Consider the following 1,793-nt stretch of genomic DNA (forward strand, 5'->3'; position numbering starts at 1 on the left):
CATGGGCTTCCTGCCGCAGGTGACCAAGCTCCTGGAGCAGGTCGCCCCGCAGGGTCAGCGGATGCTCTTCTCCGCCACCCTGGACGGCGGCGTGGACCGGCTGGTCCGCCGCTTCCTCAGCAGCCCGGTGACCCACTCGGTCGACCCGGGCACTGCCACGGTCACCGCGATGACCCACCACGTGCTGCACGTCGACGCGGTCGACAAGCCCGACGCGTTGACCCGGATCGCCGCCCGTGACGGTCGCACCATCCTCTTCATGGGCACCAAGCACCGCGCCGACCGGCTCGCGCGCCAGTTGCTCTCCAAGGGTGTACGCGCCGCCGCGCTGCACGGTGGCAAGTCCCAGCCGCAGCGCACCCGCATCCTGGAGCAGTTCCGCAACGGCCAGGTGACCGCCCTGGTCGCCACGGACGTGGCGGCCCGGGGCATCCACGTCGACGGCCTCGACATGGTCGTCAACGTGGACCCGCCGGCCGAGGCGAAGGACTACCTGCACCGCGGTGGTCGGACGGCCCGCGCCGGCGAGTCCGGCAGCGTGGTCACCCTGGTCCTGCCCGAGCAGCGCCGGGACGTGTCCCGGCTGATGGCCACCGCCGGCATCCGGCCGGAGTCGGTCCAGGTGCGCCCGGGCGACGGTTCGTTGGCCCGGGTGACCGGTGCCCGTGAGCCGTCCGGTGTGCCGGTGACCATCGTCGCGCCGCCGGTGGCTGTCAGCCGGGGACGCGTAGCCGGTGGCTCGGCCACGGACGGCGGCGCCCGCCCGGCGCACCGCGCGTCGGGCCGGTCCCGTCGTCCGCGCCGCCCGCGTACCGTCTGATCCTCCACGCACGTCACCGACCCGTCCCGCTTCGGCTGGGCGGGTCGGTTTGTGTGCGGGGTGGTCCGGGTCGCGCCCCGGATCGGCCTCCTCGACCGTCGTGGCGGTCGATGACCCGCACCGCCCGGCCGCTGGCCCGAGTCGAATATCAGCCGCGGCTTGGTCGGCTGGCCGACTGTGTCCCGGCCCGGTGTGGTCGAAGCTGGCCATCGGGGGGAGCCGGGCGGGGGGCCCGGCGCGGGAGGGGTGACCATGGCGGGCGAAGCCGGCTCGGGGGCGCTGCGCGAACTGATCCTGGTGGCCGCGGTCGGGCTCGCCGGGTTGCTGCTCGCTATGGTCGCGGCCTTCGCGCCCTGGCATGCCACCCCGGCGGACAATGCTCCCGCCGGTCTGGTGGAGCTGCGCAGTCCCGGCGATCCGGGCCCCGGCCCGACGGTCGAGCACCGGGGCTGAGCAGCGACCGGCCGACCGGTGCCGGCGGAGGGGCAGGCCCGGTCAGGATCGGTACGAGGTGTGGTCGGGTCGGCGGGGCACCGACCCGACCACGCCGCCCCGGTGGTCAGGACGTCGTGAACGCCCGGTCGGTCGGGGTGCGGCTCAGCAGGTCGGCGAGGCTGGTGCTGTCGACGACGGTGGCGATCGCCCCGTGCACCGCCAGCCAGACGTCGGTGAGCCCGGCAGCCACCCCGTGGTAGCCGGCGCGTTCGGCCGGCATTCCGCGTACGGTGGTCAGCGAGCCGCCGACCGCGCGCAGCACATCCCCGACGGTGATCTCCTCAGGTGGCCGGGTCAGCGCGTATCCGCCCTCGGCGCCCCGATGGCTGTGCAGCAGACCGGCCCGGCGCAGGTCGAGCAGGATGCCCTGCAGGAAGCTGAGCGGGATCTCCTGCACCTCGGCCAGGCTGCCGGCCTTCACCAGCTCGCCCGCGCCACCACCGCCCGCGTCGCCGCCGCGTACGGCGGCGGTGACGGC

At 75.0% G+C, this 1,793-nt stretch carries 3 protein-coding genes; 2 read left to right on the top strand and 1 reads right to left on the bottom strand.

Annotated features, from left to right (window positions below):
• On the top strand, positions 1-820 hold an 820-nt coding region (locus AB0J68_RS31855), incomplete at its 5' end, for a DEAD/DEAH box helicase (protein ID WP_363942555.1).
• Positions 821-1,072: 252 nt separating this feature from the next.
• Positions 1,073-1,273 (top strand): hypothetical protein, encoded by a 201-nt coding sequence (locus AB0J68_RS31860; protein WP_354861521.1) that lies wholly within the window; start codon positions 1,073-1,075, stop codon positions 1,271-1,273.
• 106 nt (positions 1,274-1,379) lie between these two features.
• On the opposite strand, the gene AB0J68_RS31865 is transcribed toward AB0J68_RS31860, so the two are convergent.
• Positions 1,380-1,793: Rrf2 family transcriptional regulator (locus tag AB0J68_RS31865; protein WP_363942557.1), on the bottom strand; the 414-nt coding region annotated here is incomplete at its 5' end.

Origin of the sequence: Micromonospora sp. NPDC049580, assembly GCF_040675595.1 — a bacterium.
Classification (GTDB): domain Bacteria; phylum Actinomycetota; class Actinomycetes; order Mycobacteriales; family Micromonosporaceae; genus Micromonospora.

What these genes read in the sequence shown, in the direction of transcription:
- AB0J68_RS31860 (WP_354861521.1), top strand. Translation starts at nt 1,073, where the DNA reads ATGGCGGGCGAAGCCGGCTCGGGGGCGCTGCGCGAACTGATCCTGGTG.